This window comes from Rhodococcus sp. GB-02 (assembly GCF_053470465.1).
Genome location: NZ_JBPUKE010000001.1, coordinates 1526643 through 1552505 on the forward strand (window position 1 = coordinate 1526643; position 25863 = coordinate 1552505).

The 25863-nt window shown below is 61.9% G+C and carries 32 protein-coding genes and 1 riboswitch; of the genes, 14 read left to right on the forward strand and 18 right to left on the reverse strand.

The annotated features are described in order from the left end of the window. Positions 1 to 49 precede the first annotated feature (49 nt). On the forward strand, positions 50 to 196 hold the full coding sequence (locus tag ACSW29_RS07230; RefSeq protein WP_283306116.1) for a hypothetical protein: 147 nt from the start codon (positions 50 to 52) through the stop codon (positions 194 to 196). A gap of 139 nt (positions 197 to 335) precedes the next feature. Here ACSW29_RS07230 and ACSW29_RS07235 read toward each other — a convergent pair whose 3' ends face one another. Both ACSW29_RS07235 and ACSW29_RS07240 read right to left on the reverse strand, forming a co-directional pair. Next, entirely contained in the window at positions 336 to 974 is a 639-nt protein-coding gene (locus tag ACSW29_RS07235) for a PAS and ANTAR domain-containing protein (RefSeq protein ID WP_317829509.1), read from the reverse strand. Between the two features lie 185 nt (positions 975 to 1159). Next, positions 1160 to 2035, reverse strand: coding sequence for a haloalkane dehalogenase (locus ACSW29_RS07240; protein ID WP_448276939.1), 876 nt, complete (start codon positions 2033 to 2035; stop codon positions 1160 to 1162). 63 nt (positions 2036 to 2098) lie between these two features. On the opposite strand from ACSW29_RS07240, the gene ACSW29_RS07245 reads away from it, so the two are divergent. Continuing rightward, the gene (locus tag ACSW29_RS07245; protein ID WP_448276940.1) at positions 2099 to 2557 is read left to right on the forward strand and encodes a MarR family winged helix-turn-helix transcriptional regulator; all 459 of its coding nucleotides are present in this window, start codon (positions 2099 to 2101) and stop codon (positions 2555 to 2557) included. 124 nt (positions 2558 to 2681) lie between these two features. On the opposite strand, the gene ACSW29_RS07250 is transcribed toward ACSW29_RS07245, so the two are convergent. The 3 genes from ACSW29_RS07250 to ACSW29_RS07260 all read right to left on the reverse strand — a co-directional run bounded on the left by ACSW29_RS07250 (position 2682) and on the right by ACSW29_RS07260 (position 5112). After that, a complete protein-coding gene (locus ACSW29_RS07250; protein WP_448276941.1) occupies positions 2682 to 3329 on the reverse strand; it encodes a hypothetical protein in 648 nt (215 codons plus the stop codon). Between the two features lie 49 nt (positions 3330 to 3378). Then, positions 3379 to 4167 carry a hypothetical protein gene (locus tag ACSW29_RS07255; RefSeq protein ID WP_230815073.1) on the reverse strand — a complete coding sequence of 263 codons (789 nt, stop codon included), beginning with the start codon at positions 4165 to 4167 and terminating at the stop codon, positions 3379 to 3381. A 72-nt stretch (positions 4168 to 4239) separates the two neighbouring features. After that, on the reverse strand, positions 4240 to 5112 hold the full coding sequence (locus ACSW29_RS07260; RefSeq protein ID WP_317829506.1) for a hypothetical protein: 873 nt from the start codon (positions 5110 to 5112) through the stop codon (positions 4240 to 4242). 369 nt (positions 5113 to 5481) lie between these two features. Here ACSW29_RS07260 and ACSW29_RS07265 point away from each other — a divergent pair, with 369 nt between their 5' ends. Then, positions 5482 to 6858, forward strand: a complete 1377-nt coding sequence (locus ACSW29_RS07265; RefSeq protein WP_448277415.1) for a WS/DGAT/MGAT family O-acyltransferase — start codon at positions 5482 to 5484, stop codon at positions 6856 to 6858. A 73-nt stretch (positions 6859 to 6931) separates the two neighbouring features. Here ACSW29_RS07265 and ACSW29_RS07270 read toward each other — a convergent pair whose 3' ends face one another. From ACSW29_RS07270 to ACSW29_RS07290, 5 genes are read right to left on the reverse strand one after another with little or no spacing between them, the layout of a single operon-like run. Further along, complete coding sequence (locus ACSW29_RS07270) at positions 6932 to 7789, reverse strand: hypothetical protein (protein ID WP_448276942.1); 858 nt, start codon at positions 7787 to 7789, stop codon at positions 6932 to 6934. Between the two features lie 25 nt (positions 7790 to 7814). Next, positions 7815 to 8588 (reverse strand): ABC transporter ATP-binding protein, encoded by a 774-nt coding sequence (locus ACSW29_RS07275; RefSeq protein ID WP_317829504.1) that lies wholly within the window; start codon positions 8586 to 8588, stop codon positions 7815 to 7817. Continuing rightward, positions 8585 to 9625: a FecCD family ABC transporter permease gene (locus tag ACSW29_RS07280; protein ID WP_448276943.1), complete on the reverse strand. Its 1041-nt coding sequence runs from the start codon at positions 9623 to 9625 to the stop codon at positions 8585 to 8587. Before ACSW29_RS07280 ends, ACSW29_RS07275 begins: the two co-directional genes overlap by 4 nt. Continuing rightward, positions 9622 to 10374: a class I SAM-dependent methyltransferase gene (locus ACSW29_RS07285; RefSeq protein WP_317829502.1), complete on the reverse strand. Its 753-nt coding sequence runs from the start codon at positions 10372 to 10374 to the stop codon at positions 9622 to 9624. Before ACSW29_RS07285 ends, ACSW29_RS07280 begins: the two co-directional genes overlap by 4 nt. Then, positions 10375 to 11370, reverse strand: a complete 996-nt coding sequence (locus ACSW29_RS07290; protein ID WP_317829501.1) for an ABC transporter substrate-binding protein — start codon at positions 11368 to 11370, stop codon at positions 10375 to 10377. A 58-nt stretch (positions 11371 to 11428) separates the two neighbouring features. After that, positions 11429 to 11609: riboswitch (cobalamin riboswitch) on the reverse strand. 338 nt (positions 11610 to 11947) lie between these two features. Here ACSW29_RS07290 and ACSW29_RS07295 point away from each other — a divergent pair. Then, complete coding sequence (locus ACSW29_RS07295) at positions 11948 to 12082, forward strand: hypothetical protein (protein WP_448277416.1); 135 nt, start codon at positions 11948 to 11950, stop codon at positions 12080 to 12082. A gap of 764 nt (positions 12083 to 12846) precedes the next feature. After that, complete coding sequence (locus ACSW29_RS07300; protein ID WP_448276944.1) at positions 12847 to 13638, forward strand: SDR family NAD(P)-dependent oxidoreductase; 792 nt, start codon at positions 12847 to 12849, stop codon at positions 13636 to 13638. Positions 13639 to 13690: 52 nt separating this feature from the next. Here ACSW29_RS07300 and ACSW29_RS07305 read toward each other — a convergent pair whose 3' ends face one another. Further along, positions 13691 to 13954 carry a DUF1214 domain-containing protein gene (locus ACSW29_RS07305; protein WP_448276945.1) on the reverse strand — a complete coding sequence of 88 codons (264 nt, stop codon included), beginning with the start codon at positions 13952 to 13954 and terminating at the stop codon, positions 13691 to 13693. Further along, on the reverse strand, positions 13921 to 14553 hold the full coding sequence (locus tag ACSW29_RS07310; protein WP_448276946.1) for a DUF1254 domain-containing protein: 633 nt from the start codon (positions 14551 to 14553) through the stop codon (positions 13921 to 13923). The genes ACSW29_RS07305 and ACSW29_RS07310 overlap by 34 nt, the downstream gene beginning before the upstream one ends. 204 nt (positions 14554 to 14757) lie before the next feature. Here ACSW29_RS07310 and ACSW29_RS07315 point away from each other — a divergent pair, with 204 nt between their 5' ends. From ACSW29_RS07315 to ACSW29_RS07330, 4 genes are all read left to right on the forward strand, one after another. Next, the gene (locus ACSW29_RS07315) at positions 14758 to 15159 is read left to right on the forward strand and encodes a nuclear transport factor 2 family protein (RefSeq protein ID WP_317829497.1); all 402 of its coding nucleotides are present in this window, start codon (positions 14758 to 14760) and stop codon (positions 15157 to 15159) included. A 164-nt stretch (positions 15160 to 15323) separates the two neighbouring features. Further along, positions 15324 to 15479, forward strand: a complete 156-nt coding sequence (locus ACSW29_RS07320; protein ID WP_003945564.1) for a DUF6131 family protein — start codon at positions 15324 to 15326, stop codon at positions 15477 to 15479. 136 nt (positions 15480 to 15615) lie between these two features. Continuing rightward, on the forward strand, positions 15616 to 16092 hold the full coding sequence (locus ACSW29_RS07325) for a hypothetical protein (RefSeq protein WP_003945539.1): 477 nt from the start codon (positions 15616 to 15618) through the stop codon (positions 16090 to 16092). 64 nt (positions 16093 to 16156) lie between these two features. After that, positions 16157 to 17314 (forward strand): AI-2E family transporter, encoded by a 1158-nt coding sequence (locus tag ACSW29_RS07330; protein WP_317829496.1) that lies wholly within the window; start codon positions 16157 to 16159, stop codon positions 17312 to 17314. 7 nt (positions 17315 to 17321) lie between these two features. Here ACSW29_RS07330 and ACSW29_RS07335 read toward each other — a convergent pair whose 3' ends face one another. Beyond that, positions 17322 to 17537, reverse strand: coding sequence for a hypothetical protein (locus ACSW29_RS07335; protein WP_448276947.1), 216 nt, complete (start codon positions 17535 to 17537; stop codon positions 17322 to 17324). 186 nt (positions 17538 to 17723) lie between these two features. Between ACSW29_RS07335 and ACSW29_RS07340 the strand changes: the two genes are divergently transcribed. Continuing rightward, entirely contained in the window at positions 17724 to 17993 is a 270-nt protein-coding gene (locus ACSW29_RS07340) for a DUF4235 domain-containing protein (RefSeq protein WP_209448388.1), read from the forward strand. 38 nt (positions 17994 to 18031) lie between these two features. Here ACSW29_RS07340 and ACSW29_RS07345 read toward each other — a convergent pair whose 3' ends face one another. Continuing rightward, positions 18032 to 18439, reverse strand: coding sequence for a RidA family protein (locus ACSW29_RS07345; protein ID WP_347873492.1), 408 nt, complete (start codon positions 18437 to 18439; stop codon positions 18032 to 18034). A gap of 111 nt (positions 18440 to 18550) precedes the next feature. Here ACSW29_RS07345 and ACSW29_RS07350 point away from each other — a divergent pair, with 111 nt between their 5' ends. Next, a complete protein-coding gene (locus ACSW29_RS07350; RefSeq protein ID WP_230815090.1) occupies positions 18551 to 18766 on the forward strand; it encodes a BldC family transcriptional regulator in 216 nt (71 codons plus the stop codon). 72 nt (positions 18767 to 18838) lie between these two features. Here the strand turns inward: ACSW29_RS07350 and ACSW29_RS07355 are convergent, their stop codons facing one another. From ACSW29_RS07355 to ACSW29_RS07365, 3 genes are read right to left on the reverse strand one after another with little or no spacing between them, the layout of a single operon-like run. Next, positions 18839 to 20038: an acetyl-CoA C-acetyltransferase gene (locus tag ACSW29_RS07355; protein ID WP_269590720.1), complete on the reverse strand. Its 1200-nt coding sequence runs from the start codon at positions 20036 to 20038 to the stop codon at positions 18839 to 18841. Further along, the gene (locus ACSW29_RS07360) at positions 20035 to 20697 is read right to left on the reverse strand and encodes a 3-oxoacid CoA-transferase subunit B (RefSeq protein ID WP_007726396.1); all 663 of its coding nucleotides are present in this window, start codon (positions 20695 to 20697) and stop codon (positions 20035 to 20037) included. Before ACSW29_RS07360 ends, ACSW29_RS07355 begins: the two co-directional genes overlap by 4 nt. Next, positions 20694 to 21461, reverse strand: coding sequence for a CoA transferase subunit A (locus ACSW29_RS07365; protein WP_230816475.1), 768 nt, complete (start codon positions 21459 to 21461; stop codon positions 20694 to 20696). Before ACSW29_RS07365 ends, ACSW29_RS07360 begins: the two co-directional genes overlap by 4 nt. 167 nt (positions 21462 to 21628) lie before the next feature. Between ACSW29_RS07365 and ACSW29_RS07370 the strand changes: the two genes are divergently transcribed. Beyond that, complete coding sequence (locus ACSW29_RS07370) at positions 21629 to 22408, forward strand: IclR family transcriptional regulator (protein ID WP_230816474.1); 780 nt, start codon at positions 21629 to 21631, stop codon at positions 22406 to 22408. Here ACSW29_RS07370 and ACSW29_RS07375 read toward each other — a convergent pair. Beyond that, the gene (locus ACSW29_RS07375; RefSeq protein ID WP_448276948.1) at positions 22405 to 23007 is read right to left on the reverse strand and encodes a helix-turn-helix domain-containing protein; all 603 of its coding nucleotides are present in this window, start codon (positions 23005 to 23007) and stop codon (positions 22405 to 22407) included. The genes ACSW29_RS07370 and ACSW29_RS07375 overlap by 4 nt on opposite strands. A 112-nt stretch (positions 23008 to 23119) precedes the next feature. On the opposite strand from ACSW29_RS07375, the gene ACSW29_RS07380 reads away from it, so the two are divergent. Then, positions 23120 to 24523 (forward strand): MFS transporter, encoded by a 1404-nt coding sequence (locus tag ACSW29_RS07380; RefSeq protein ID WP_448276949.1) that lies wholly within the window; start codon positions 23120 to 23122, stop codon positions 24521 to 24523. 263 nt (positions 24524 to 24786) lie between these two features. Then, complete coding sequence (locus tag ACSW29_RS07385) at positions 24787 to 25767, forward strand: linear amide C-N hydrolase (protein ID WP_448276950.1); 981 nt, start codon at positions 24787 to 24789, stop codon at positions 25765 to 25767. Positions 25768 to 25863: the final 96 nt, after the last annotated feature.

Genomic DNA, 25863 nt, shown 5'->3' on the forward strand with positions numbered 1-25863 from the left:
AAGGTCGCACGCCGTATGACTGACACGACCAGATGACGAGGATGACCGCATGACCGAGAAAGACAACAACGACCAGTCGCCTAAGGGCGGGCACCCAGGGCCCGTGGACAAGGGCGGCGACGGTGGAATGGCAACTCGCGAACAGGCACCTGAACTGGTCGAGGAGACCTCCGACAAGAAGTCCGGCGACGAGTAGTTTCCTTTTACTCCGTGTTGGGTAACAACGGGGATAGGCCGCATCGGACCGTCCCGGAATCAATGCGGGCGAGGTTCCTCGAGGTTGAGCAGCCAGCCACGGGAACCGCCTTAAGCAGATCCCTCAACCCTGTTGTCATTCAACCCTGCAACAGCAAGTGATCGAACCGGGTCCGCAGTGGTGTCGGAACCTGGAAGTCGTCCAGTGTCCGAACTATCAACTGCTCGGCGACATCCCTGAGTTTCACGTTGGTCTCTTGAGAACGCCACACGAGGATGTCGAAGGCGCGGTCGGCCGAAATGCCGTAGATCACCATGAGCATGCCTTTGGCTTGCTCGATCACTCCGCGAGACACGGTGATTTCGTTGACCAATTCGTCGACGGATGCTTTTACGTTGCTGTCCAGGGTTTCGGTGACGTCGATGTAGAAGCCGGAGCTCCCCACCACTTCACCTGACTCAGCCACGACGCTGTCTCCGACGACGATTACCGAGTGTGTGTTCCCGGCAGTGTCGATGATGCGGTGCCGGCTACTGAACGGGCCGCCTGAAGTGCGGATGGCGAGCAGTGTCTGTGCAACGTGTCTTCGGTCCTCCGGATGCTTGTGCGAGAGCATCAATTCAGTCGTGGGGTCTACTTGTCCGGGTTCGTAGCCGTGAATCCGCGCAACTTCGTCCGACCACTCCCATCGGTCGCCGCTGCGGTGATAGAGAAACCCGCCCACTCTGTGTGGAGCCCCCGATTCCGAGGTCTGTCCCAGCCCGTCCTCATTTACCACCCACGCCCCCTCTACCACCCACGCCCCCTCGTTCTCGACCTCGACCCAACCGGCGTACTCGCCCGTTAGTTATATCGGACAAATCCGGCGGAGGTGGTGTCGGTCCCATATTTCGGAGCAAGGTCTGGGGCGCTACTGCCCGCGTCGGCGAAACGGCGCTCGGAGCGCTTGGCGACGGAGTCGAGTCACTCGCGGCTGAAACGGTGTTGCCGCTGTGTCCATTCGGTGATTGCCGCGGCGATTGCCGAGGGCTGATCCTCGGGGGCGAGATGCCCTGCGGGACCGCACTCGGTCACCTCGAGATTCGCGATGTTCGATCGGCTCCACGCGACTTCGTCGGGTCCGACCATGAGAAGTTCGGCGAGGCCGCTGAAGGTGAGAAGGAGTTTGGGTACCTCGGTGCTTTCCGCGAGCCATTCGCTGTACGCCGACACACGTGCATTCACTTCATCGGGACTTCCTTCGATGGGGAAGGATCGTGGCCACGCGAGCAGGGGCCGGCGACTCTCACGGAAGGGGTAGGGAGCACGATAGGCGTCGACGTCTGTTTTGGAAAGACCCCCGAGAACTGTTCTGTGAAGCGCGATTTCGAGGAAGAAGTTCTCGTCGAGTACCTTCGTCTCGCCGGTCCCAGAGGCTCTCAGTGCCTCGACTCGTGCTCGTGCGTCTCCCGGGAAGTGCTCGTCCCAGGTCATCGGACGGAGGATCGTTTCGAACAGTGCGACACCTCGGACGCGATCGGGGTGGCGGGTAGCCCAGTCGAGGGCGAGTGCTCCACCCCAGTCGTGCCCGACGAGTACGACGTCGTCGAGCTCCATCTCGTCGAACCAGGCATCGAGATAGCGGGCGGTGTCGAGGAAACCGTAGTCGATTGCGGGCTTGCCGGACGCGCCCATTCCGATGAGGTCGGGAGCAAGTGCACGGCCGATATTTCCTATGCGTGGCAGTATGTTTCGCCACAAATACGAGGATGTGGGATTTCCGTGGAGCAGCACGAAGGGTGTGCCTTCGCCGCACGAGCTGTAAGCCATGGTTGAGTCGAGCACGGAAATTGTAGGCATTATGACTCCCTAAAATAGTTTCCATATACTCTAATTGGGATAGTAGCCATGTACTCTATATGTATGCAAGATCGAGAAACATGGACTACGGGGTCGCTGGTGTGGCATCTTGCCCTGCGCTGGCGGGCGGGAGTTGACAGAGCGGTCGCGCATCTCGGGTTGACTCACGCCCAGTATTCGGTGCTTGCGTCACTTCACGGTCTCGTGAGTGAGGGGGAAAGGCCTAGTCAGCGAGAACTTGCCGCACAGACAGGGTTGCAGCGAATCTACATATCCAAGCTCGTGCGAGCTTTGGAGAAGGGCGGATTTGTTGTCAGCGAACGCGACAGCCGCGATGCTCGCGCCGTTTGCCTAGATCTCAGCGACGAGGGAAAACGGGTTATCGTGCTCGCCAAAGACATTGTCCGCGAATTGGACGCGGAAAATACTCGCGTACTGACGAAAGCCGGCGGACGTGAGCTTGCCGAACTCCACCTCGCGCTCGGCGCGTTACTCGACGCCACCGAGGTAGGAGATGAATGAAGCCCTGGTCCACTTTGCGCCGCAACCGATGTGGTCGTGTGTGGGTCCGGGCCGTCGGACGTTCGTTGGGGGACCGACGGAAGCGTCGATCCCCCAACGAGATTTGCTGTCTACCTGTCGATCGTCACGGTGTCACGTTGATCGGCGAGGCCGACGCGAACTGAAGTGTGCCCGACATCGTTGCCGTGCCAGTGGCTGCGGCGGGGCAGACGGGCCCGGTGCCGGTGCGTGTGTAGTTCACGGTGCCGGTGTTGCTTGCCACGACGCGCTGGTTGGGGATGTCGAAGGGCAGCGGTCCGATGGTGCTGACTCCCGTGCCTCCAGCTCCGGAGCCTACGACGGTGACCGTGCATGTCGATCCGGGCAGTGTGACGACTGCACCGTTAGCGGGGATGATGAGCGATCCCTGGGCAGAGCCGCCGGGCATGGCGTCCCCGGAGACGTTCAATTGCCACGTCCCGGAGGTTGTGACCACAGCGGGTAGACCGTTGGCTTTGCATCCGGTCAGGCTGGGGGTGCCGATGTTGACGTTGACCCCGCCGGTGCCGGTGTTGGAGTTACCCGGCGCGACTGGGATGGTTCCGGAGCCCGTGGTGCTGGAGCAGGTGAGTGTGATCGTTCCTGTCTTGATACTGAGATTGCTGCTCGAAGCAGTCACGGCTTGACCCGCTGGAGTGACGACGGTCGAAGCCAAAGCGGTGCCGGCTGCGACTGCAATCGCGGCTGCGGCGGCAGCTGTGACGAAGATGGTGCGGCGAACTGTATGGGACATCGATATCTCCTTTTTGTCGGTGATACTTCTCGAGTCGCCGGTGCTTGCTCTACTGCGTCCGCAGGCTGTCGGCGCCGATGTTGAACACATCGCTTGTGGTGGTCAAAGAGTTGTGACCACTCGAAGACGGAACGTTCGCGCGAAGATTGACGGCCCAATTCAATGCGCCGAACAGTCCGCATCCAGATGCGCCTGGTACCGCGAAGCTCTGGTCGGCGTGCGTCACGTTTCTGACGGCGGCGGTATCCGGAAATCCTGGAACTTCCTCCAGGACACCATTTTCGGACACTCCGAGTTTGAACAGGATTGGGTTGCTCGCAGAACCCAGATAGCAGTTTCCGCCGAGCAGAGGGTTGGAGATCTTCAATCTTGCCGGAAGTGTGACGCCGAGTTGGAATGCGTCGACTGTTGGCAACGCGACCGGCTCGACGGTCGCCTTGATAGTGGTCAGGCCGCCGGGGAACGGAAGACCGAGTCCGAAGATTCCGCCCGGCACCTCGATGGGGGTGGAATAGACGCCTTTGGTGCCGTCAGTTGGGGGTATGAAGATCTGGTCGAACCCGAATTCTGCGTCGGGGTTCTCTCGATAGGCGACACCGCCGGCGATATTCAACGAGCCGGAAGGAATCGGTACTTTGAGCCCGTTGATGTTCATTTCGCCGCCTTTGACGACAACGTCGACGCAGGTGCTTGTCTCCGGATTGGCTATCGGGCACTTGCCCCAACCCCCGAACGGGGCGTTGGGCAGCGGGGCCGCCGTCGCGGTTGACACCGCCCCGAGAGTGAGGACTCCTGCTGCGACGACGGCGAGCGCGGCTCTGAATCGTATTGTGCGCATGGACAAGTGATCTCCGTTCGGGGTGAGAAATCTTTCGGCGCTGACGGTTCCGGCTGGTAGTGAGTTGAATTGCTAGTTGGCGCTACGTTCGGCGATGACGGCGGCGGGCTCGGGCGATCCGGCCGGCTGGGGCCTGAGGCTGTCGGCACCGATGTTGTAGACGTCACTCGTTGTGGTCAGGGAGTTGGACGTGGTGGACGAGGGAAGACCGGCACGCCAGTTCACGATGGGATTCAGAACGCCGAACGGACCACATCCGGATGCTGTCGGGACCGCGAAGGGCTGTCCGGTGTGTCCGGTATTTCGAACGACAGCGGTGTCCGGAAAACCTGGAACTTCTTCGAGGACACCGTATTCCGTCACGTCCAAGTTGAGCTGCACGGGGCTGCTGTCCGAGCCTAGGTAGCATTTGCCGCCGAGGAGAGGGTTCGCGATCTTCAGTTTGACGGGTAACTTCACACCAAGCTGAAATGCATCCACGGTGGGGAGTGCAGACGTCGACTCGACGGTGGCCGAGGCCTTGTTCAGTCCGAAGAGATTGTTGAACGGTAGGTCGATTCCGAGTGCGCCGCCGGGGATCTCGATGGGCTTGGCGTAGATCCCCCGGCTGTTGTCGTTCGGCGGGATGAATACTTGGTCGAATCCGAATTCAGCCTCCGGATTCTCCCGGTAGGCAACTCCGCCGGCGATGCGCATCGCCCCGGTGGGAATGCTGACGGAGAGCTTGCCGATCTTCATGTTTCCGCCGGTGACTGTGACATCCATGCAGGTACTGGTCTCGGGATTGTCGATGGGACATGAATCCCAGCCGCCGAAGGGAGTCTCCACAGTTGGGGCGGCGCCTGCAATACCTGCCGATAGGGCACCCACCGCAGTGACGGTGGCGAGCACAGTTGCGGTGGCGAGCGCGTTGAAAGGCCCACGCGACGTCGAACGTCGGGACATGTATTTCTCCTTTGGGTGCAACCGACCAGTCGGGATTGTGATGATGAGTGACGGTAGTCACGTGTGACTCGGATGTACAGACAATTTGAAACAATTCCGACAAAAGTATTACTGCGATCGGCTCCGCTACTACTTGTGGCCGTGAGCATTGAAATTCGTTGCAATGCCCTGTGTCTCATCATTCGATCCCGAATCGCCGTGAAGTACTTCAGCCAAGATGGCGGTCGTCGAGGGGGACATCGGCCTCCCGCCAAAATCGAGCCGGGCTATGTTTTGTCGGAGTCAACAATGTGGGCAGTCAAGGCGAGTAACTTTGTCGAACAGCGGTTAACCGGTGCTCCGGACACCCGCCCGAGAGAACGGATCGCCATGGCGCTGATGCTGCCGCTCGACTCGATGTTCCTGCTGATGGAGTCACGGGAGCACCCCATGCATGTCGGCGGCCTGTCACTGTTCGTTCCACCGGAAGGGGACGACGGCGAATTCGCTAGATCGCTCTACCGTTCGCTCACCGACGTCGAGTCGATCCGCCCCCTCTTTCGCCGCAAGCCGGTGCAGTTCCTGTCGAACTTCGCGCCGGTGCGTTGGACGGAGGACGAGGACGTCGATCTCGAATATCACGTCCGGTTGCTTGCGCTGCCCAGGCCCGGTCGAGTTCGTGAGCTGCTGGAGCTGACCTCGATGCTGCACGGCACGCTGCTCGATCGGCATCGGCCGCTATGGGAGGCGTATGTGATCGAAGGCCTCGCGGACGGCCGAGTTGCCGTGTACATGAAGACGCACCATGCGCTCATGGACGGTGTGTCTGCTGTTCAGGCGTGGTATCGCAGTCTCTCGTCGGATCCGCTCGATCGAGAGTCGATGCCGCCGTGGGCGCAGCGACCTTCTTCGAGGCGGCTCCGAGCCAGTCGCGGGCTGGACCTGCAGAGACGTGTGGGCTCCGTGATCGACACCGTGCAAGATGTGGTCGGGGTAGGCCCTGCGATAGTGAACGCCGCTGCCTCGGCAGTGAAGGACCACGTCGCACCGTTGCCGTTTGCTGCCCCGAAATCGATCTTCAACGTCCCGATCACCGGAGCGAGGCGTGTAGCGGCGCAGTCGTGGCCGATCGAGCGCCTGCGCAAGGTCAGCTGCGTTGCAGACGTGACGCTCAACGATGCGGTGTTGGCAATGTGCGCGGGCGCGCTGCGGCAATACCTGATCGAACTGGACGAGTTGCCGGACAAACCGTTGATCGCGATGGTGCCGGTATCTCTTCGTAAAGGCGAAGTGGGTGAGGCTTCCGGCAATGCCGTAGGTGCGGTGTTGTGTGATCTGGCAACCGAATTGGCGGATCCGGCGGCCCGACTTCAGAGAATTCACGACTCGATGAGTAGCGCCAAGTCCCTGATGTCAGGCCTGACGCCCCTTCAGATCACGGCGCTCAGTGCATTGAACGTCGCGGGCCTAGGGTTGCCGCTGATCCCTGGTTCCTCCCGACTGATCACCGGGCGTCCAGTCTTCAATCTGGTGATTTCCAACGTCCCCGGCCCGACGACGACGCGATACTGGAATGGCGCGAAGCTCGAGAGTTGCTATCCGGCTTCGATTCCGTTGGACGGGCAGGCAATGAACATCACCGTCATCGGCTACGCGGACACCATGCAGTTCGGTCTCGTCGGCTGCCGCCGTAACGTCCCTCACCTGCAGCGGCTCCTTGGTCACCTCGAGGAATCCTTGAGTGAGCTCGAAGCTGCCGCGGGCTGATCAGTCTGCAATTCCGTTGGCGAGTCCGAACGCTGAGGCCCGCCCACCGATTTCGACGCTCCGAGCGCCATTCTCATTCCAAGTCGTCGACGGTGCGCTCTGCTTCCTCGATCCGCCGCTCAGCAGCACGAAGTGCCTTCTCGGATTCTCGAACCGCAGCGTTACCAGCCTTCTCGGCGTTCCGAGCGAATTGCCGTTGCTGCTCGGCGTGCTCGAGTTCGGCGCGCAGTTCTTCAACGCGACGTTCGACGTCGGAAAGCGTCGTTCTGGCCTCCTCGTGTTCGGCGGTCTCTGCCTTCACCCGGCGGCGGATCTCGTCGGCCTGCGCCGTGGCTTCCTGTAATTCTGTATTTGCCCTGGCACGTTCGGCCTTCAGGTCCGGAGTTTTCGACTTCGGAGTCTGCGGCTCTTCAACCGGGGCCTGCTGCGGTGATTTCTCTTTCACCACTGCGAGCCCGGCGGGTCCGAAACCGCTGTAACTCGCAGCGGTCACAACTCGTCCCAGTCGGACCTGCGCGGCAGTCTCCTTGTCGGCCAGGGCGGCATTGAGGGTCTGCGCGACATCACGTAACGCATCCTCACCCACACTCTTTCCACGCGAAGCCGCGATCTCACCGGATTTGTGGGCGAGACTCCGCACCACCTGCTGCCTCTGTGTCGTCAGTCGGCGCAGGTCCGGGCCAGACAGATGGCGCTGGGCATCGCGTAGCGATTCGCCGAGCGCCAGAAGTGCATCCAGATCTTGCGGTAGATCGCGCGATATGAGATTGACCAACCAGCCCACGGTGGTCGGCTTCCGAAGTTTTCCGATCTCCGCAGCCAGTGTGCGGTTGTTGTCCTCACGGGCAGTCCTCACATGATGTGTACGCGCCTCGACGAACTCGCCGGGTTCGAGGCCGTATAACTCGTCGGCGACATCATCGAGGGTCACGTATCCATATTGGCACTCGGAACGGTTACACGTGGCAAGGCGGAAGGTATCGCACGGTGGGTACGCCCCCGGGACCATCCAGGCGGACCTCGGCGTCGACCTGGTAGACCTCGGCTATCAGGTCGGCGGTGAGGACCTCGGTCGGGCTCCCGTGGGCAACGATGGATCCCCGGTTCAGCATCACTATCGAATCGCAGAACATGGCGGCCAGATTCAGATCGTGCAATGCCATGATCGTGGTGGTGGGCAGGCGTCGTACGAGCGCGAGCAGTTCGAGTTGGTGGTTGATGTCCAGGTGATTGGTCGGTTCGTCGAGTAGCAGCTCGTGGGGTTCCTGGGCGAGGGCGCGCGCGATCTGGACGCGCTGTCGCTCCCCTCCGGACAAGGTGTGCCACGACCGGTCCAGCATTCCGGCGAGGCCGGTGTGTTCGATCGCTGCGCGGACGGCGTCGCGATCGGAATCGGATTGCCCGCCCCACAGTCCGCGGTGCGGTGTGCGTCCGAGTTCGACGACCTCGGCAACAGTCAGATCGATCTCGGTGTTGCTGTGCTGGTCGACGGTGGCGATCCGGCGCGCGACGTCGCGGCGTTTCCAGTCGGACAACGGAGTCTGGTCCAGGGTCACTTCGCCGGCTGTCGGACGATTCTGCCCGGCAAGAAGTTTCAGCAGCGTCGACTTTCCCGAGCCGTTGGGGCCGAGAAGTCCCACCGTACTGCCGGTGGTGGGGGAGACATCGAGGTCATCGACGATGAGTGCCCCGCCGACGCGCCAGCTGATACCGGTTGCTTCGAGTGTCATGGCCTGGCCTTCCGTCTCCAGAGGATGACGGCAAACGCGGGCACACCGACCAGCGCGGTCACCACACCGGCCGGGAGTTCTTGCGGCGCAATGGCTGTGCGTGCCACAGCGTCGACCCAGACGAGGAAGATCGAGCCGATCAGTGCGGACGCGGGCAGCAGTCGCCGGTGACTCGGACCGACGAGAGCCCGCGCCGCGTGCGGGAGGACGAGGCCCACGAAGCCGATGGCGCCTGCGACGCTCACGATCACCGCGGTCATCAAAGCTGTTGCCAGCAACAAGGTCAGCCGTACCCGCCACACGTTCACTCCCAGCGACGACGCCGCGTCTTCACCGAAGGCAAAGGCGTCGAGTGCACGGGAGTGAGTTAGACAGACCACGAGGCCGACTGCCACCACCGCCGCGCAGAGCGCGACATCGAGCCAATCGGCGCCGCCGAGTGAGCCCAGGAGCCAGAACATCACACCGCGGGTCTGCTCTGGATCGGCCGAGGTGATGACGATGAACGAGGTGAGCGCGGAGAACAGTTGGGTCGCGGCGACACCGGCCAGGATCACCCGATCCGGCGTGCCGCCGGCCGCATGGGCGAGCAGCAGCACCAGAGCGAAGGAGATCACCGCGCCGATGAAGGCGCCGCTCGACAACCCGACCACCCCTGACCCCACTCCGAGGATCACGATCAGAACGGCACCGGTCGAGGCCCCGGACGAGATACCGAGGACAAACGGATCGGCCAGCGGATTGCGAAGCAGCGACTGCATGATCGCTCCGCACAATCCGAGGCCCGCACCGCAGAGCGCGGCGAGCAGAGTACGCGGCAGACGGAGATCCCACACGATGCCGTCGCGGATAGGGGTGACGTCCGCCGCGGTACCGCCGAGATGGCCGACGACGATCGAGGCCACCTCGCCGACCGACAGACCGGCCGGCCCCAACGTGATCGCCACGGCGGCCGAACCGGCCAGCGTGACAACACCGATCACCCACAGCAGGGTGACGGATTTCGGGATGTCACGCAGCCGAACTCTTGTCGTCATCTCACGCCGTAGACCACGTAGTCGTCGAACAGTTGCCAGACCGTTCCCGACTCCCGAAAACCTGCCTGCGCGAGCGCCGCCAACTGGAAGTCGACGGCGGTGGGCGCGGCGGCGTCACGTCCGGCGAATCTGCGCTCACGCTCGTCGGTCAGTGCCCCGATGCCGGGAGTGGCCCGCAACCCGTCCCACCAGCTGTCCCACTCGGGAGCACCGGCCGCAAAAGCGGAGCGTTGTGTCTGCTCGTCGTGAGCCTTCGCCCATCGCCTTATGACGGGGGAGCGGCCGTCGAAGCGAAAGTGATCACCGTTGAGCAGGACACCGTCTGGGCTCAGCAGTTCGCGGCACTGCCGGTACACCTCGACGAGCTGCTGCGGTTGCAACCAGTGCAGTGCGGTCGTCGACACGATCGCCTGAACCGGCGCAGTCACTGCAGTCGGCCAATCGGCTCCCGCCAGGTCTGCGTCGATCAGCTGCAGTCGGCCACCGAAACGAGTCGACGACTGACGGGTGACTTCCAGCAGCATCGGGTCGTAATCGATCCCTACAACGCCGGCGTGCTCGAACTTCTCGAGGATCCGGGCGCTCAGTGAACCCGGCCCGCAGGCGAGGTCGACGACCGTGAAGGGTGTCTGCGCGTACTGCAATTCGAGAACGTCGAGAATCACGTCGAAGCGCTTCTCGCGATCCGCGATGTATGCCGCTTGCTGGTCGTCCCACTGACGCACCAGTTCTCTGATCTCCGCGGACATCTAGACCACACCCAACTGGCGCAGCCCGTCGGAGAGCTGTTCGATGCCACCGACATTGCGGATCGAGGGATCCATCGTCGTGCCTTCGAGGATGATGTAACGCTTGTTCTTCACTGCGGTGAGCTTGCTGGCGACCGGGTCCGATTCGAGGAACGCGATCTTGTCTGCGGCACTGTCACCGTCTCCGCCGCGGTCGAGATCAGCGAGCACCAGCACGGTCGGGTCTCGATCGAGCACACTCTCCCAACCGATTTCGGGCCAGTACTGTTTGTTGTCGTCGAAGGCGTTTTTCGCACCCACCGCATCGGTCATGATTCCCGGTGCGCCGCAGCATCCGGCGAAGTACGGAGTCTTCGTGGCGGCGTACCACCACGCCAGCGTCACGTTTTCGGCTCCCAGTGACGCCGTGGCGGTGGCCGCGCGATCCTTCAGGCTCTCGGTCAGCTCGGAACCTTTGTCTTTGACATCGAACAGTGTTGCCACGTCGCCGATTTCGGAGTAGAGGTCGTCGAGCGTGAGGGCCTTGCTCTGCTCGGCATCCTGACCGGTGCACTCACTGGGCGACTGATACGTCGCGACCCCGAGGTCGGTGAACTTGGTCCGGTCGGCGATGCCTTCCGAGGTGAACGTGTAGTTGAAGGTCGTGTAGACCATGTCCGGTTCGCGTTCGAGGACACTCTCGAATGAAGGGAACTCGGTGTCGAAGGCCTTCACCTGACCACGCGCCTCGCGCAGTTCGGGGAGGACGTCGTCATCGCTCATGGCGTAGCCGGCCATCCGGTCCTGCACTCCCAGCGCGAACAGCATTTCGGCCGCAGGCTGATTTACCGCGATCGCCCGTTCGATCGGTCGCTCCACCGTGACGTCGCGGCCACAGTTCTGGACTGAGGCGCTGGATTGTTCGGCAGAACTGTCGTCGGAGGAACAGGCAACCAACGATGCGCCCAACAGGGCTGCAACGGCAGCGGCGGGTAGGCGAAGTCTGGACAGACGCATGGAATCTCGTTCTCGCAGGGGCTCGTTCGCGGAGCCCGTTACCGTGTGAACAGGCGTCTGTTGACCCCTGCTGCCAGCCGGTATTCGGACTCGAGATCGCCCCACCCGAGCGCCTTCCCAGATTCTCATCCAGTGGCGTAAGCCCGGGCGGTCACCCTCACCGCTGCGCGTCAGTTCCGGATTCACACCGGATTCCCTGACCCCCTGTGTGGGGGTCTGCTGGCACAGAGGAACTTATCACCGCAGTGCACGGCCGGTCAGGTCGGCCGGTGTACGCGATCAGAGCTCGATGGCCAGGTCGTCGATGTCGGTCAGGGTTCCGCCGTCGGCGAGGATGCGCTCGTAGTTCTCGCGCCGACGGAGGTCGATCTCGGTGTTGCTGACGCCCTGCTTCCGGTAGCCGAATATTGCGACGTCGTTTTTGTCGAGCCCGACGGTCGACCGAAGTGCTTCCGGATTGCGCGCATCTCACTGCGCTCACCGGCGCCCGACACTACGTAGCTCTCGGGATCGGCGAGCTCGCTCTCTTTTTCTGGACGACACCGCAATACCCGCGTTGCAATCGATCATCGAGCAGTTGCCTGTCGACGTCGTCGGAATCGGCTGGGTCACAACAGATGACGAGGTCGCCTGCACCGAACTGCCCACGCTCCCCGGTCTGGCGCTTCTGTCCGTGCAGGACCGCGTCGATGACGATCGATCCGCTCGCTGAATCGTAGGAACTCACCGTGTACACGCGCGAAGCGTCGTCGAAGTCCGGCCCGAGATTCATGCGTACCGCCACATTCGGGCGTGACCAGATTGGGTCGTTGGTCGGCTCGCTCAAGCGAGCGGTGATCCTCAGTAGATGGTCGCTCGGTCGCTCCATTGCCTCGACGGTCGCGAGAACGTCGTTGAGTCCGCGATTGTGGTCGGCGCTGCGTAGCACCGCAGTTGGCATCTTGGTTGGCATCTTGGTTGGTGTAGTGCCGCCGACGTCCGGTGCACATGTCATCAGTTGTGCTCCTGGATCGGATTGTTGAGGTGACGATCAGGTTAGTGTTGCCTAAGTAGGTTCAGTTGTCCGGAAGCGACATCTGCTTACCTGAAAGGACACGCTCCGCGAACAATGCGTTTGAGCGACCTGTGCTCGCGCTGCTACCGTGCTTGTGATGTCCATACGCCGCTCTTCTCTCGCTTCCGGCCGTGCACTGCGCACGGCCCGATTCGGCGTAGCGACATTCCGACGGGGGTGTAAGGCGATCGACCGCCGCCCCTCTGGTCTCGTCTGGATCGAAAGAGCCTTGGCCGCACCGGCCGGATCCGTCTGACATTCGCCACTTCGGCGGGCATTGCCTCGCTGAGATTTCGCAGTGCCGCACCTGTTGCAGTGCTGCGCATTTCCCGTACCTGAAGTTTCTCGCGGGTGAGTTGTGAGTGTCGGCGCCACCGAGCCTGGATTACCAGCCAACTCGTTTTCGTGAAAGGTACACAGCAATGAATCGTTTCGAAGGTCGTCGTATTCTCGTCACCGGCGCAGGATCTGGAATCGGGCAGGCCACCGCGCTGCGGTTGCTCGCCGAAGGTGGCCGAGTGGTTGCTGCCGACATCTCCGAGAAGGGTTTGGCGAACACCCGGAAGTCGGCAGAACATGCCTCGACGGAGGGTCGCCTCGACACCCTCGTCGTCGATATCGGTGACGAAAGTTCCGTCATCGAGGTTGTGGGTCAGGCAATTTCGACTCTCGGCGGATTGGACGTACTGGTCAACGCCGCCGGGATACTGCGTGGTGGGCACACCCACGAGACCTCGCTGGACCTGTGGAATCGGGTGCTCTCCGTGAATTTGACGGGCTCTTTCCTCGTCACTCGTCAGGCACTGCCGGCTCTCCTTGCCACCGGCAACGCAGTCGTGGTGAATTTCAGTTCCACCTCCGCTGCCTTCGCGCACCCGTACATGGCCGCGTATGCCGCAAGTAAGGGAGGAATCCAGTCCTTCACTCACGCACTGGCTCTCGAATACGGCAAGCAGGGTCTGCGTGCCGTCGCGGTAGCTCCGGGCAGTGTGAAGAGCGGGATCACCGACACCACGGCGTCGTACCTGCCGGAAGACACCGACTGGTCGCTCTTCGGCAAGCTGTCGCCAATTCTGAGCACTGATCTGGAGTCCGGTGGTGCTCCCATGGCCGGGCCGGAAAGTGTTGCGGGAGTTATCGCGATGCTGGCATCCGACGATGGTGCCTTCATCACGGGCACGGAGATCCGTGTCGACGGCGGCACACACGCCTGATTCTGCGTCCGTCTGACGGCCTACCCCCAGGCAGGCCGTCAGACGCGAGCCGTCATTCTCGCGAGCGAGTGATGGCGGGGACGACGTAGGACTGATCGAGCACGGCGGGCGAAGGCTCGTACATTCTCAGTACCGGTCGGAAATCCCCGCGCGGGGCGGGCAGCCAGTTTGCCTTCGCCGTGAGATCTTTCGGCTCCTCGTGGCTGATCGTGATCGTCAGCGACCAGAAGGCGCTCACCGGCGGAGTGGGGTCGAGTCTGATTGTGTAGGTGTGGGTTCCGTTCAACTGCTCGCCCTGATCGTCGACGTAGGGCATGATGTACGCCGCTTCGTAGGGTGGTTACCCCACAGCCCGCCCGTGGCGGCCGCGGCGCGTTCGACGATGCGTAACCTGGGATCGGCGATCTTGAATTGTGGATCGTCGATTGTGCCGACCCCGAAGTAGTCGAGGTTGTAGTCGAAGGCGTGGAAAGTCAGCTTCCAACCGTTGGCCTCGGGGCTGGAGCCGTGCGTGAGTGCTTCGTGCAGATTCTTCTCTCCGGCGGTCAACCCGTCTGCGAGCGCCGCAGCGTCGTCGGCAGACACCGATACATAGGGAGAAGCCCCGTGCTCGGTGATTCCGATCGGTGAGAACGAATCCTGGAGTTCTCGATCGCGTGGGGCCGGCGGAAAGGCCTGTGACCAGATGCGGAATTTCTCGAGGAACAGGAGGTCCTGGCTTACCCCGGAGTCGGGGACTGGGAGACCCGCCGAGTTCCCGGTGGAGTCGACGACGGTCAGGGTGGTGGCGTCCTGCGAGGCGTGCACCGCGGGGAGGTCGCCGTCGCCACCGCATGCCCACCGGCCCACGATCGACGCAATGTTCGTGGGAAATCTGATTACCGTGGTCTGGTCCGGCGGGGTTCGCTCCGACACCGTCGTGAACGTACCGATGGACCTGGTCGAGATTGAAAACGAGGGGAAATCCGTAGATATACGCCTGAGCTGCATTCTCGGTGCGGCTGGTGTCGGTCATCTCTGCTCTCTCGTCGTTCATGTCGGTTCGACGTCCGCCTTGCGGGAACCCTGTCGTCGGGGCATCACCCGCCAGGGGTGACGCCCCGACGACAGGGAGAAGACATGTCGGATCAGGAGAGTGCGGCGTTGATCGCTGTCGCAGACGAGTGGAACGTCGCGATGTGCTCGAACGACGCCGAACGGATCGGCGACTTCATGGCAGACGACTGGGTGATCGTCTCGGAATCCGGGGTGTCGACCAAAGCGGAGTTTCTGGGCTTCGTGGCCTCGGGTGACCTGACGCATTCGGCGATGGACCGCGTCGGGAGCGCTCGCGTGCGTTTCTTCGGTGACGTTGCACTGTTCACCACGCGGATCACCAATACTGCGCACTACGACGGCAGGCAGTACGACGCCGACGAGTGGACCACCGACGTGTTCGCCCGGCGAGACGGTCGTTGGCGCTGCGTATTGAGCCACATCACGCCGGCGGTCGAGGCGAAGATCGAGGACGTGGAACCGTGACGGAGAAGTAAAAGAAAGGCTGATGTTTTAACGGCGACACTATTGGGTAGTAATACGAGTTTCGTATTTATGAATGTATTTATCGGATTTATCGGTTGAGAAGTTTCTGTAGTAGCGTCAGTTGAGTAGATCATTTTTATACGCATACCGGATGAGGTTCTCACATGATTGTTCTCGGCATTATTCTGGCGTTGATCGGCTTTTTCACGGGGTTGAGCATTCTGACCACTGTCGGCATCATCTTGGTCGTCGTAGGTGCAGTTCTGTCTATCCTCGGTGCTACCGGGCGTGCAGTGGGCGGACGAAAAGTCTGGTATTGATCGATACTGCGCGAGTAGCTGAGAAAGCGGTACCCGATCTCTTCGGAGATCGGGTACCGCTTTTTTGTTATCGATTTACGTTTTGGTGCATCCACCCCGAAATCTGACTCTGAGCGGCATCGGGTAAACATGGAGGATGCTTTCTCGAGACCATGACGAAGAGAAATCTGCCGAGCGATTCAGATTCCCTCGCAGATGGAATCAGGTTGACGAATCACGCCGCGGCTTGGTGTTGGCGTGGGTGGCCTTCACATTGACGTTCGGTGGAGCACGTCTGGTGACGTGGTTGATCCAGATCGATACCAGGGATGTCGGCGACATCAGCGCCGGTGGCACTCACCTGCATCACTATCTATGGGGAATTCTGCTGTTGGCCGGGGTGGCGATCTTCGGACTCGTAGACCGAAGTCCTCGCGCAAGAACCTGGATGGGCATCGCGTTGGGCATTGCGCTCGGACTCATCGTCGACGAGGCCGCGCTACTGATCACTCTCGACGACGTCTACTGGCAGAGCGACGGTTGGCCGAGCATCGCCATCGCTGTGTCGATCATCGGCGTTGTGGGAACCGGGCTCGCGCTGACACGAAGCGGAGCGGAGAAGCCGCGAGGTTGATCCGATTACGGCACGGGTACTCACTCCCGTGCCGGGAAGTCCTGCGGATCGTGAGGTGGCTTGAATGGATCCCAGTTCCGCGGATCGATCACCGGAATCCGAAAGCGAAGTCCAAGCCGTAGATCCGATGGCTGAAGCGGAACGCGAAGCCGCGGCATTGGCGACGCCCGTCCGGCCGCTGGGCAAACCCGGACCGAGATTCGATCGTCGTTCACCGTTCTTCATCGGTCTGAGTGCCGCGGCCGGAGTTGCCGTGACGTACGCGGTGATCGAGGTGCTGCTGGCGGCGCGAGGCATGCTGATCCTGATCGTGGTCGCGCTGTTTCTCGCGGTGGGCATTGAACCCATGATCGTCTGGCTGGAGCGGAGACATTTCCGGCGCTGGATCGCGGTCACCGTGGTACTCCTCGGAATTGCCGTGATGTTGGCCCTGTTTCTCGTCGCTGCGATCACCCCGCTGGTCGAGCAGGGACGTCAGTTTGCATCGCACGCTCCCGAACTTCTGACACACATTCGTGACCGGTACCCGATCGTCAACGACCTCGACGAGAAGTATCACCTCGAACAGCACCTCACTACACAACTGGATGGTTCGGGTTCTGCGCTCGCGACGGGTTTGCTCGGTGCGGGGCGGGCGGTGTTCAGCGCAGTCGCCGACGCCGGAATCGTTGCTGTACTGACGACGTACTTCTTGGTTGACTATCCACGAATCCGCACGAATCTGTATCGGCTGGTGCCACATTCGCGGCGGCCCCGAGCAATCGCCATCGGTGACCAGATACTGGCAGGTGTTGGTGGGTACGTTCTCGGCAATGTTCTGATCTCCGTGATCACCGCAGTGTGCACCTTCGCTTGGTTGTTGATCTTCGATGTGCCGTACCCGTTGATCCTGGCACTGCTGGTCGCTCTGCTCGATCTGATCCCGATAGTCGGTTCCACGATCGCAGGGGTTATCGTCGCCCTGGTCTCCCTGACAGTCTCTGTCCCAACGGCATTGGCGACAGTTGCGTTCTTCATCGCGTTACGTCTGCTCGAGGACTACCTACTCGTTCCGAAGATCATCGGCAAGACGGTGGCGGTCCCGGCGTTGGTGACTGTGGTCGCGGTCCTGTTGGGCGGAGCGTTGCTCGGTATTGTCGGTGCGTTGCTGGCGATTCCGGTCGCTGCGGCCTTGCTGCTGCTCGCAAGGGAGACGCTCTTCCCCCGTCTGGATGCTTCTTGACCGGCTTCTATCGGGCGCTTCGCGTGCGACGCCGCGAACCAGGATTCGGCTTGGGGCACATCCGAGTCGGGATGGTTTCCCCTTCGTCGGTGATGCGGAATACCGATACTTTCTCGCTACACCCGTGATTCAGATCGACCGCGTATGCGATGGCGGCGCGATCCGAGACGAAATCTTCCATCACCGTAGTACCGTCCGGTAGTTCGATTCTGTAGTTTTCCATGACTTACACAACCTTCTTTCGCTAAGACGATCCTACCCGGCCCGCGAAATGGCAAACCGTGGAACATAACGTGCGACAGTCAACTTCGCGCCGCGTCGGTGCAATGTTTCGACAGTTCGCCTGCGGGGTAGTGAGAGCCGGTCAGCCGCTCAAGCGGTACGAATCGAACTACGGAGGATCCGCGCAATGAGCGCAGTATCGAAAGCGATGTACAAGCCACTCTCGCTGGCTACGAGCGTCCTGGGCGGCATTTTGGCGGGCGCTGTTTTCCAACAGGTGTGGAAGCGCATCGGTGACGACAAGAATGCGCCCGAGCCCAAGGATCTGAGCAGGTCGAGTAGGGAAGTCCTGATCGCCGCTGCACTGCAGGGCGCCATCTTCGCTGTTGTGCGAGCCGCCGTGGATCGTGCGGGGGCAAAGGGCTACCGGGCCCTTGCTCACGAAGATCCACGGTAGGAAAGAGCCCCGGTAGGAACGTCCAGCCAGGTTCGAGTTCAGTCGACGACGGCCGCGATTGCCTCGATCTCGACCAACTGATCGTCGTAACCGAGAACGGTCACTCCCATCAGAGTGCTTGGGGCGTCATGATCGGCGAACGCGTCGCGGACTACCTCCCACGCCGCGACGAGGTCTTCTTGACTGCTCGACGCCACCAGAACGCGGGTGTTGATCACATCGGTGATGGACGCGCCGGCGTCCGAGAGGGCGGTTCTGAGGTTGTCGACGGCCTTGGCTGCCTGTCCCGCGTAGTCGCCGATGGCGGCGGTGGAGCCGTCCTCGTTCAACGGGCACGATCCTGCGAGGAAGATCAGTCGGGCCTCGGCGGGAGCCGTTGCTGCATAGGCATATTCAGCGACTGAAGAGAGTGATGTGGAACGGATCAGAGTTACCGACTTCGACATAGTTTCCCCAAGAGGTAGTAAAGTTTTGCAGCGAGTCTTTCACAGCGCACCTGGGGTAGCCAATTCGTCATCGGACCCGTCCATTCGGGCTGCGGCTACGAATGTCTGTCAATGAGCCGAGAAGAAGAGCACACAGCACCTGTCGATGAGTGGCTGACGACCAAACAGGTTGCGGCACTGTTCCACGTCGACCGGACCACGGTATCCAGATGGGCGAGGGAGGGCAAAGTCGGAACTCTGAGAACGCTTGGCGGACATCGGAGATACCGACGATCGGAGATCGAGGCGTTGTTGCGCAACCGCTCGACGACGCTCGATCCCAAGTAACCTTTGGCACGAAACAGACGGGTCGACGAGCGCGATGAGGGCTCGTCGACCCGTCTGGTCAGCAGGAAGTAATTACGCCTTGGGGACGCGGACGATGAGTGCGTCGCCTTGTCCGCCGCCGCCGCAGAGTGCGGCTGCGCCGATGCCGCCGCCGCGGCGTTGCAGTTCGAGGGCGAGGTGCAGGGCGATGCGGGCGCCGGACATGCCGAGGGGGTGTCCGACGGCGATGGCGCCGCCGTTGACGTTGACCTTGGCGGGGTCGAGGCCGAGTTCGCGGGTGGAGGCGATCCCGACGGCGGCGAATGCTTCGTTGATTTCGACGAGGTCGAGGTCGGTGGGGTCGATACCTTCCTTGGCGCAGGCCTTGGCGATGGCGCGGGCGGGCTGGGACTGGAGGGTGGAGTCCGGTCCGGCGACGACGCCGTGGGCACCGATTTCCGCGATCCAGGTCAGGCCGAGTTCTTCGGCCTTGGCTTTGCTCATCACGATCACGGCGGCGGCGCCGTCGGAGATCGGGGAGGCGGAGCCGGCGGTGATGGTGCCGTCCTTGCTGAACGCGGGACGCAGTTTTCCGAGCGATTCGGTGGTGGTGTCGGCGCGGATGCCTTCGTCCTGGGCGACGACGATGGGGTCGCCTTTGCGTTGGGGGATGGAGACGGGGACGACTTCGTTGTCGAAGTAGCCGTCTTTCCAGGCGCGGGCCGCGTTCTGGTGTGAGGCGGCGGCGAAGGCGTCCTGCTCGGCGCGGGTGATGTGGGCGGTTTCTTGTTGGTTGACTTGTTCGGTGAGCAGGCCCATGGCTTGGTCGGTGAAGATGTCGTGGAGGCCGTCGTAGGCCATGTGGTCGCGGAGGGTGACGTCGCCGTATTTGAAGCCTTCGCGGCTTTTTTCGAGCATGTGGGGTGCGCGGGACATCGATTCCTGGCCGCCGGCGACGACGATGTCGAATTCGCCGGCGCGGATGAGTTGGTCGGCGAGGGCGATGGCGTCGATGCCGGACAGGCACACTTTGTTGATGCTCAGGGCGGGGACGTTCATGGGGATGCCGGCGGCGACGGCGGCTTGGCGGGCGGGCATCTGGCCGGCGCCGGCGGTGAGGACCTGTCCCATGATGACGTAGTCGACCTGTTCGGGTGCGACTCCGGATTTGTCGAGGGCGCCTTTGATGGCGATGCCGCCGAGGTCGGACCCGGAGAGGTCTTTCAACGATCCGAGGAGTCGACCCATCGGGGTGCGAGCTCCCGCAACAATCACTGTGGTCGTGTCGGTCATGCCAGTTCTACTTTCAGTTCGGTGCCGGTTGCGGCGACTACGTCTTCGACGCTGACATCGGGGGCGAGTTCACGCAAAACGAGGGGTCCTTCTTCGCTCACGTCGATGACGGCGAGGTTGGTGATGATCCGATTCACCACGCCCTGGCCGGTGAGCGGCAGGGTGCAGGCGTCGACGATCTTGGGGTTGCCGTCGCGGTCGTTGTGCTCCATGACGACGATGACGCGGCGGGCACCGTGGACGAGGTCCATCGCGCCGCCCATGCCCTTGACCATCTTGCCTGGCACCATCCAGTTGGCGAGGTCACCGGTCTTCGACACCTGCATGCCGCCGAGGACTGCGGTGTCGATGTGGCCGCCGCGGATCATCCCGAACGAGAGGGCCGAATCAAAATATGCCGCACCGGGATTGACGGTGACGGTCTCCTTGCCGGCATTGATGAGATCAGGATCGACGTTGTCTTCGGTGGGATACGGTCCCGTGCCGAGAATTCCGTTCTCCGAGTGCAGGACAACACGAACGTCCGAGCCCAGGTATCCGGGAATCAGTGTGGGAAGGCCGATTCCGAGATTGACGTACTCGCCGTCGATCATCTCTGCGGCCGCCCGTGCTGCCATCTGCTGACGCGTCCAACCCGTCACTGTCACTGGTGCGGTCATCGTGATGTTCCTTCCGAAGCGCTGACGGTTCGCTTTTCGATTCGCTTGTTCTGAGGTCCGGTGTGGACAACGCGCTGAACGAAGACCCCGGGCAGGTGCACTGACGCCGGATCGATTTCACCGGGTTCGACGAGGCGTTCCACCTGTGCGATGGTGATGCGACCGGCCATGGCAGCGAGAGGGTTGAAGTTCATCGCGGTCTTGTCGAACACGAGGTTGCCGTCGGTGTCACCGAGAACAGCGTGCACGAGTGCGTAGTCGGCGTTGATCGCCTCTTCCATCACGTAACGCTTGGTTCCGAAAACGCGAGTCTCCTTCGGCGGCGATGCAATCGCGATCGAGCCGTCGGAGTCGTATCGCCAGGGCATTCCGCCGTCGGAGATGGGGCTACCCACTCCGGCCGGTGTGAAGAATGCGGGGATTCCGGTTCCGCCGGCGCGCAGACGCTCGGCGAGCGTGCCCTGCGGCGTCAGTTCCACTTCGAGTTCGCCGGCCAGGTATTGCCGGGCGAACTCCTTGTTCTCACCGACGTACGACGCGGTCACCCGTCGGATGCGTCCGGCGCTCAGCAAGATTCCGAGACCGTGATCGTCGACGCCGCAGTTGTTGGAGAACACCTCGAGGTCGGTTGCGCTCGTAGCTGCGATCGCGCCGATCAACACGTCGGGGATGCCGCACAAACCGAATCCGCCGACTGCCAGCGTTGCGCCGTCGACGATGTCGGCGACCGCGTCCGCTGCGGACTCGTACACCTTTGCTGTCATGATCTCTCCCTGCCAGGCGTTCATTGAGTAGACACTCACTCACTTCGGTATCCAGTGAACTATCTCCAGCTCACAGGTTCAAGCAATCTCGAATATCGACAGAGAACTGATCGACTACTGACCATCTGAAGGAATTTCGTTCACTGAGTGGACGCTAGGATGAAGTCATGCCAACTCACGAGCAATCGCCGGCCATGGTCGCGCGGGTGGCGGCACTTCTGCGAGCCCTCGGCGCGTCCGAACCAACGGGCACTTCCACCACGGAATTGGGCAAGGCCACTGGCCTCGCTCGACCCACCGCACACCGACTGCTCACGTCCTTGGCTGCCGAAGGTCTGGTCGACCGTGACGCACGAACCGGTCGGTGGTCTCTCGGTCCGGAGTTGTACCTCCTGGGGGCGGCGGCCGGAAATCGGTACGACATCACCGACCGCGCTCGCGACGTCGTCGACGAACTTGCCCGGGTCACGGGGGAGAGCGCATTCCTGTCGGCACGTCGAGGCGACGAGACCGTCTGCATCCTGAGTCAGGAAGGCAGTTTTCCGCTGCGATCTCACGTGCTGCACGAGGGAAAGCGATTCCCGTTGGGAATCGCGTCGGCGGGGCTTGCCATCTTGAGCCACCTACCGGCGCGGGACGTCGACGACTATTTCGCCCGGGTGAATCTGGATTCGGAATGGGGTGAGATCCACAGTGAGACATCGATTCGAGAGCGAATCGAGTCGACGCGGGTCACCGGCTACGCCGTTAATCCAGCCCTCATCGTCGAGGGAAGCTGGGGGATGGGTGCCGCGGTGTTCGACCGCAACGGTCGCCCGGCCTGGGCGCTCAGCCTGACCGGAGTGGAAACTCGCTTCCGGCCCGCGCGTCATGCCGAGTTGGGAACGCTACTCCTCGAGCACGCTCATACCCTGTCGAACCGACTGAAAACGCATGCGGTGAACTAACTTTCGGTAACCAGGCCTTGTGTAGTAGTAGTTTTTGCCTTCGTGCGCACATGCGCCTTCTCGCCTTGCGGGCCGAAAAGATGCAAGATTTCCACCACCTGTTCATCGGCAGGCCCGAACCAATGGGGTTCGGCAGTGTCGAACTCCGCGACTTCACCGGGGTGGAGGACAACCTCGTTCGCTCCCAGGATGAGACGCAGATCCCCGGCGAGGACATAGAGCCATTCGTAGCCGGCGTGGGTGACCAGCTTCGGTGGGCGCGGACCGATCACCTGCTTGAAGACCTGCACGCGGCCGGGATAGCGCGTCAGCGGAACGACGGCACTGCCGTTCCTGCGTCGGCTCGGGGTGAGGTGAACCCGGGGATCGCCCGTAGCGGGAGCGCCGACGAGTTGGTCCAGCGCGACCCGGTGCGCTCGGGCAAGCGGCAACAGGAGATCGAGGGTGGGACGACGCTTCCCCGATTCGAGGCGTGAGAGTGCGCTGACGGAGATGCCGGTGGTCTCGGACAGCGCCTCGAGAGTCAATCCGCGATCGCGTCGAAGCGTGCGCAGCTTCGGTCCGATATCGGTGATCAACTGCTCGAATTCAGTATCCATGCCGTCCATCTTTGCAGTTTCCGCAAAATTTCTACCGGCTTCGGACGCTGGAGAGCAACGATCCTTTCGATAGTCGAGTACGGCAGAGCACTTCGAGAGATGGAGTCCGACCATGAAACCTTCGAGCAGGATCGAACCGCAAGTGATCGGACTTGATGCAGGGAGGCGATGGGGCATCCTGGCGATCTGCTGCACGAGCCTGTTCGTCGTCGGTTTGGACACGACCATCGTCAACGTGGCCCTGCCGACGATCGGTGAGGGATTTCGCGTCGGAACCCGTGGTCTGGAATGGGTCGTCAACGCGTACACACTCGTCCTGGCGAGCTTGCTGATCTCGTCCGGCGCGGTGGCCGATCGTTTCGGCAGGAGACGAGTCTTTCAGATCGGGCTTGTCGTTTTCGGGGTGGCGTCGATTGCCTGCGCACTCGCTCCGTCCGTGGAGGTGCTGATCGCGGCGCGGATTGTCCAAGGCGTCGGTGGGTCGATGCTCAGTCCGGTTGCCTTGGCGATCGTAGTCAACGTGATGACCGACCCGAAGGAGCGGGCCAAGGCGATCGGGGTGTGGGCCGCGGTCTTCGGCCTGAGTATGGCGGCAGGGCCGATCGTCGGCGGCGTGCTCATCGAAAGTTTCGGCTGGCGATCGGTTTTCTGGATCAACGTGCCGGTGATCTTGGCCGTGCTCGCCTTGACTGCTGTGTTTGTACCGGAGTCCCGAGCGCAGCAGTCGCGACGTCTCGACCTTCCCGGTCAGTTGCTACTGGTGATTCTTGTCGGCGGGGCGGTCGCCCTTCTGATCGAGGGTCCGCGAATCGGATGGTTCTCTGCCGCGGCGACGGCCGGGTACGTGGTTGTTGCTGCAGCGTTGGCCGCATTCATCCGCGTCGAATCACGTAAGCGCGAGCCACTGATGGATCTCGCGCTCTTCGGCCGCAGACCGTTCTCGTCGGCTGTGATCGGCGCTGTCGTGGTGTTCGTAGCGTTGAACGCGACGCTACTGCTCGGCACGTTCTACTTGCAGCACTCCCGAGGTATGAGTCCAGCCCTGGCCGGCGCGATCACCCTTCCGATGGCTGTTGCGGCAACGGTCTGCGCGCCGTTGTCCGGAATACTCGTCGGACGCTTCGGCCCGCGGCGGCCGCTGCTGATCGCCGGTAGCTTCACGACGCTCGGCGGGCTGTGCCTGGTCTCGCTCGACAACAACACGGCGATTCCGATGCTGTTGGCCGCTTACCTGTTTCTCGGTATCGGATTCGGGTTCTCGAATGCCCCCATCACCAACACCGCCGTCAACGGGTTGCCGAGATCGCAGGCGGGGCTTGCCGGTGGAATAACTTCCAGTGCACGCCAATTCGGTGCTGCTCTCGGTGTGGCGCTGGCCGGTGGCATTATCGGCGGCAGTGCACCGGTAGACGTCGCACAGGCATCGAGGCTGGGATGGATCCTGGTTGCCGGATGTGGGATCGCAGTCCTGGCAATTGCACTCGCATCTCGGAATTCGGAGGAACTCCCCGGCTGATCACCCTCGCCAACCATCTCGCGTGGTCGTGTGAGCTTCACCCTGCGCGGGTGATTCCAAGCGCGTGCTCAACCGATAGAGATGGGGTGGTAAAGCTGCACTGGTGGCGGCGCTCCAGCAATCGAGCGCGGCCGCTGAACTGGCCAAGGCCGGGAAGGTTTCGCTGGACGGTGACGAATCAGTGCTGGAGACGCTGGGCGGGTTTGGACACCTTCGACCCCAGTTTCAATATCGTCACGCCCTAACGGAAGGGATAGTTATCGATGTGTACACGCTTGGTCTACTTGGGGCCCAACGACACTGTGATCACTGCTCGATCGATGGATTGGAAGGTCGACCTCGGAACAAACCTCTGGGCATTCCCGCGCGGGATGACCAGGGAGGGCTGCGCGGGTTCGAACTCGATACAGTGGACCTCGAAATACGGAAGCGTTGTCGCGACGGCCTACGACATGTGCACGACCGACGGGGTCAACGAGTCTGGGCTGTCTGCCAATCTCTTGTGGTTGGTCGAGTCCGAGTACCCGACCTACGACGGTTCGAGCCCGGGATTGTCGATCGCGGCGTGGGCACAATACGTCCTGGACAGCTTTGCGACAGTTCGGGAAGCGGTCGACGTATTGGCGTCAGAACCGTTCACTGTGGTGACCGCCGCCGTTCCCGGCGAAGACCGCCTCGCAACGCTGCACATGTCGCTCTCGGACGCTGGAGGAGACAGCGCGATCATCGAGTACGTCGGTGGGCACCCGACGATTCATCACAGCCGCGAGTACCAGGTGATGACCAATTCGCCGATCTTCGATCAGCAACTCGCCGTCAACGAGTACTGGAAGCAGATCAACGGAACCGTCATGCTGCCCGGAACCAACCGTGCCGCTGACCGATTCGCGCGGGCATCGTTCTATGTGGATGCGATACCGCAGACGGACGATCCGCGGTCGGCATTGGCATCCACCTTCAGCGTTATTCGGAATGTATCGGTGCCCCTAGGTATTTCGACTCCCGACGAGCCCAACATCTCGTCGACCCGTTGGCGCACGGTCGTCGATCACAAACGCACGCTCTATTTCTTCGAGTCGGCGATGACACCGAATACTTTCTGGGTGGACGTGGCTTCGATGGATCTCGCGGAAGGGGCGCCCGTCCGAAAGCTCGGGCTCGGTCCGAACGAGAGCACCGTCTATTCCGGTGATTCCACTGGCCGGTTCGAACAGGCGGAGGCATTCACGTTCGCGGGAGCATAGGGATTCCGCGGCCACAAAAATCCAATCATGAAACTTCTTGACATTTATGCTCCGTTCAGATGAAACTTTGTTGCATATTCGGGTTTCGTCAACGGA

Coding starts and splice junctions, on each gene's coding strand:
- ACSW29_RS07230 (WP_283306116.1), top strand. CDS start 50: ATGACCGAGAAAGACAACAACGACCAGTCGCCTAAGGGCGGGCACCCA.
- ACSW29_RS07240 (WP_448276939.1), bottom strand. CDS start 2,035: ATGCCTACAATTTCCGTGCTCGACTCAACCATGGCTTACAGCTCGTGC.
- ACSW29_RS07245 (WP_448276940.1), top strand. CDS start 2,099: ATGCAAGATCGAGAAACATGGACTACGGGGTCGCTGGTGTGGCATCTT.
- ACSW29_RS07250 (WP_448276941.1), bottom strand. CDS start 3,329: ATGTCCCATACAGTTCGCCGCACCATCTTCGTCACAGCTGCCGCCGCA.
- ACSW29_RS07255 (WP_230815073.1), bottom strand. CDS start 4,167: ATGCGCACAATACGATTCAGAGCCGCGCTCGCCGTCGTCGCAGCAGGA.
- ACSW29_RS07260 (WP_317829506.1), bottom strand. CDS start 5,112: ATGTCCCGACGTTCGACGTCGCGTGGGCCTTTCAACGCGCTCGCCACC.
- ACSW29_RS07265 (WP_448277415.1), top strand. CDS start 5,482: ATGGCGCTGATGCTGCCGCTCGACTCGATGTTCCTGCTGATGGAGTCA.
- ACSW29_RS07275 (WP_317829504.1), bottom strand. CDS start 8,588: ATGACACTCGAAGCAACCGGTATCAGCTGGCGCGTCGGCGGGGCACTC.
- ACSW29_RS07280 (WP_448276943.1), bottom strand. CDS start 9,625: ATGACGACAAGAGTTCGGCTGCGTGACATCCCGAAATCCGTCACCCTG.
- ACSW29_RS07285 (WP_317829502.1), bottom strand. CDS start 10,374: ATGTCCGCGGAGATCAGAGAACTGGTGCGTCAGTGGGACGACCAGCAA.
- ACSW29_RS07290 (WP_317829501.1), bottom strand. CDS start 11,370: ATGCGTCTGTCCAGACTTCGCCTACCCGCCGCTGCCGTTGCAGCCCTG.
- ACSW29_RS07300 (WP_448276944.1), top strand. CDS start 12,847: ATGAATCGTTTCGAAGGTCGTCGTATTCTCGTCACCGGCGCAGGATCT.
- ACSW29_RS07305 (WP_448276945.1), bottom strand. CDS start 13,954: ATGCCCTACGTCGACGATCAGGGCGAGCAGTTGAACGGAACCCACACC.
- ACSW29_RS07315 (WP_317829497.1), top strand. CDS start 14,758: ATGTCGGATCAGGAGAGTGCGGCGTTGATCGCTGTCGCAGACGAGTGG.
- ACSW29_RS07320 (WP_003945564.1), top strand. CDS start 15,324: ATGATTGTTCTCGGCATTATTCTGGCGTTGATCGGCTTTTTCACGGGG.
- ACSW29_RS07325 (WP_003945539.1), top strand. CDS start 15,616: ATGCTTTCTCGAGACCATGACGAAGAGAAATCTGCCGAGCGATTCAGA.
- ACSW29_RS07330 (WP_317829496.1), top strand. CDS start 16,157: ATGGATCCCAGTTCCGCGGATCGATCACCGGAATCCGAAAGCGAAGTC.
- ACSW29_RS07335 (WP_448276947.1), bottom strand. CDS start 17,537: ATGGAAAACTACAGAATCGAACTACCGGACGGTACTACGGTGATGGAA.
- ACSW29_RS07340 (WP_209448388.1), top strand. CDS start 17,724: ATGAGCGCAGTATCGAAAGCGATGTACAAGCCACTCTCGCTGGCTACG.
- ACSW29_RS07345 (WP_347873492.1), bottom strand. CDS start 18,439: ATGTCGAAGTCGGTAACTCTGATCCGTTCCACATCACTCTCTTCAGTC.
- ACSW29_RS07350 (WP_230815090.1), top strand. CDS start 18,551: ATGAGCCGAGAAGAAGAGCACACAGCACCTGTCGATGAGTGGCTGACG.
- ACSW29_RS07355 (WP_269590720.1), bottom strand. CDS start 20,038: ATGACCGACACGACCACAGTGATTGTTGCGGGAGCTCGCACCCCGATG.
- ACSW29_RS07360 (WP_007726396.1), bottom strand. CDS start 20,697: ATGACCGCACCAGTGACAGTGACGGGTTGGACGCGTCAGCAGATGGCA.
- ACSW29_RS07365 (WP_230816475.1), bottom strand. CDS start 21,461: ATGACAGCAAAGGTGTACGAGTCCGCAGCGGACGCGGTCGCCGACATC.
- ACSW29_RS07370 (WP_230816474.1), top strand. CDS start 21,629: ATGCCAACTCACGAGCAATCGCCGGCCATGGTCGCGCGGGTGGCGGCA.
- ACSW29_RS07375 (WP_448276948.1), bottom strand. CDS start 23,007: ATGGATACTGAATTCGAGCAGTTGATCACCGATATCGGACCGAAGCTG.
- ACSW29_RS07380 (WP_448276949.1), top strand. CDS start 23,120: ATGAAACCTTCGAGCAGGATCGAACCGCAAGTGATCGGACTTGATGCA.
- ACSW29_RS07385 (WP_448276950.1), top strand. CDS start 24,787: ATGTGTACACGCTTGGTCTACTTGGGGCCCAACGACACTGTGATCACT.